1 protein-coding gene is annotated in these 3,349 nt (G+C 58.7%); it reads right to left on the bottom strand.

Features of this window, described 5'->3' with window-relative positions:
- A partial coding sequence (locus AACQ83_RS23630) for a hemagglutinin repeat-containing protein (RefSeq protein WP_192881097.1) occupies positions 1-3,349 on the bottom strand: 3,349 nt, incomplete at both ends.

Consider the following 3,349-nt stretch of genomic DNA (forward strand, 5'->3'; position numbering starts at 1 on the left):
GGCCGTCACTGACGGCGGCATGCGTGGTACTGCTGTCATGGCCCTGATTATGGGCCCCCGTCAGCGCATTAACCGCCAGATTATTCAGCACCTGACCGGTGGTTGGTTGGCCGAGGCTGACGCCCGCGCTTTGCTGCTCGACAGTAAAGTCCGCTTTATTGTGAATGTCTTTGAAGCCCAGTGTCCCGGTATTGAGGGTGTTTTTGGCTTTGTCGGCGGTACTTGCTATCACTGCACCATCCAGTTGGGTGTGGTCGCCGACGTTAACCTGATAGCCGCCTTTACCGGCAAACAGCCCGGTCTGCTCCTGTACTGAATCATAGTTGCTGTGCAGTTTATTGCGGCTGGCATTGAGATTCAGGGTGCCGTTAGATTGCGGGCCTACGGTGGCGCTGACTCCGGCGCTGGCATTCTGTTGTCGGCTGTCATAACGCTGGCTGTCCTGCTCGCTGCTGAGGGTCAGATGACGTTTCACGTCGGCAGTAATCTGTTCGCCGCTGACTTGTGCCCCTTTCAGCGTCGTATCCCGGCCACTGTTCAGCTCGACGGTCTGTCCTGCGTCTAACGTGGTGTTATTGTGGCTGACGCCGTTGCCGTTTTCACGGCCGTTACCCCGACTGACATTGGCCGAAACACTCAGACCGGTGCCTCCCGGTCCGGCGGTCAGGCCCACGCCCAGCGAGCTGCCGTGGCTGCTGTTCTTACCGGTGGTCTGTTCGGTGTTCTGGCTGGACGAGAGCGTAATATCCCGACTGGCATTGAGTTGCAGGTCTTTACCCGCCTGTAACTGGCTGCCCTGAATGCGGATATCGCCGTTCGGGCCTGATGTCCCTTTATCGTCACCGTGCGCCGTTATCGTGAGGTTATCCCCGGCAGTGAGGTGGCTGCCCTGTTGGGTGGTCTGGCGGTGCTGCTGTTCTGAACGGGCAGACTGGCGACCGTAGGACAAGCTCACCCCGGCCAGGTTATTATTGCCTTTCTCGTCACTGCCCTGGGCTTCGGCCAGTCGGGCGGCCTGCGTCGCTTGTACCCCGCTTAACGCAGCTTTAGTGTTCTGTAACGCTTTCAGGCGCGGGTCGGCGGTCTGTTGCGCTTCATGGGCCGTTTGCACGGCCGTGTTGATGGCGCCTCCGGCGGCGCCGCTCAGCGCCACGGTTAAGCCGCTCTGTTTTTGTTCGGTTTTTGTCGTGGTGTGATGGCGGTTTTCCGCGCTGGTGACCGCGACCTGTTGACCGGTCAGCGTCAGGTCTTTACCGGCAATCACTTCACTGCCGTGAACCCGGAGTTGTTCTCCCGCGTTGAGCGTCACATTGCCCTGGCTGCTGCCGACCGTGCTGCCTTGGTTAAGCTGGCTGTCACTGTCGGTGGTGACTTTCTGGCTGGCTTTGCCAACGGTAAAACCAATCCCGCCCGTGCCCATCAGGCCCGATTTTTTCTCCTGCCGTAAATGGGTTTCACCGTGAGATTCGGCGGCGGTGGTGACGGTAAGCTGCTGACCGGCGTTCAGGCTGACATCCTGCGTGCCCGCAACATTGCTGCCGCTGATATGCAGGTCTTTTCCGGCCTGTAGATTGACCTTATCGCCGCTGAATGTGGTACTGAGCGCCTGCCGGTCATGCACTTCGTCGTGGGTTTCCACTGACGACTTGGACAGCCAGCCTTTACTGGTTTGTTTACTGTGCTCCACTAAATCGGATGAGGCGGTACCGGTGGTCAACGTCAGGTTATTTCCGGCCTGCGCCGTCAATTGTTGACCGGCATTGACGTGGGCGGCGGTGGCGGTCAAATCTTGCCCGGCTTGCAGGGTCACATCACCGGCGCCGGTTATCTGGCTGCCGATATCCTGTTGTTGGGTCAGATGGCGGTAGTTATCTTTTCCCCAGTCGCCCTGCTCTGTGCGGTGTGTACTTAAGGTATCCAGCGTCAGGTTACGGCCTGCGGTTATCTCGGTGCGACCGTCTTTACCGGCGTTTTTGACGTCACTGGCGGTTAATTGCACATTGTTGATGGCGCTCAGTGATAAAGCGCCCTTATCGTTCTGCACATAGATGCCCGCCGGACGGTCCAGCCAGCGGTTAGCCTCATCCCCGCGCACAGTTGATACACTGGTGATATCGCGACCTTTCAACGTTACCCGGTCATCCCCCTGAATCCGGCCGCCCCGGTTGGTGAGGGTCTGTTGGGCTGTCAAATCCACTTTGCCGCCGCGAATAAAGCCGCTGTTGGTCAGGTTGTTGGCCGTCAGTTGAGTGACGTCACGCCCGCTCATCGTACCGCTGTTGGTGATATCGCCCTGACTGTTAAGGGCCACGGAATTACCGGCGAGTAGTGCGCCATCACTGCTCAGGTCGCCCTGACGGACACGCGCATAAACCTGCGGCACGGTGACCACCTCAGTAGTGCCGTCCGGCAAAGTCACCGTTTGGTTCGTCAGCCAGATAATATCCGAAGTCAGCAATGCCATCTGCGCCGGACTCAAGGCGACGCCCGGCGTTAACTGTTGCTGTTGGCCAAAGGCAATTCCGGCATCCATCAGCGCTTTAAACTGCGCTTCATCGTTGTTGTAGCCGGGCAGATAGCGCCGGCCGGTCAGTTGGGTGATTTGGTCCCGCACCAGTCGCTGTTCATAGAACCCATCGCCCAGGCGTTTGTGAACCCGCGCCGGGTCATGGGTTAACTGTTGCCGCATGTAATCCGAGCCCAGCCACTGTTTATACTGGGTGAATTTCGGGTCGGTCTCGACCAGATAGTGGCTGTCACTGCCCGGCTGCACGGTATACAGGCTGTTATCCGGCAGGCGGGTGTTGGGGGTCACCACGCGTATCACCGGGTCGACTGTTTGCCCTTTCACCGTCTCCGGGGGCAGAGACAGTTCAAACGGCTGACCGGGGGGCAAGACCAGAGGCTGGTCGTTTATCCCGCTCACCGGTTTGACTGCCGTGGGGGCCGCGTGTATCTGACCGGTCTGTCGGTCCGTAATCGTGATATCGGTGTTCTGTGGACGGGTATGGTCCTGCCAGGCCAGCGTTTTCAGGTCAATCGTTTCTGTCACCGGCGCGGGGTGATAACCACTGCGGCTTTTCCCCTGCGAGGTTTTGGTGCCGAACCGGTGCCAGCGTTTGGTTTTTTTAGCATACCAGTGGGTCTGGCGACCTTTATCGGTGGTGATACGTTCGCCCTGAGTGGCGATATTATGCAGCTCGCCGATTTCCCCGCCTAACGCGCCGCCGGCGACAATCTGGCTGTCGTGATTGGTGACCTGCGCGCTGTTGAGCGTGATATGGCCGCCCGCCAGAATTTTACCCGGGTCACTCTGTTTAACCTGAGTTTCATTAACGGTCCGGGTGTA

The organism is Photorhabdus sp. S10-54 (genome assembly GCF_963878145.1).
Taxonomy (GTDB): domain Bacteria; phylum Pseudomonadota; class Gammaproteobacteria; order Enterobacterales; family Enterobacteriaceae; genus Photorhabdus; species Photorhabdus kayaii.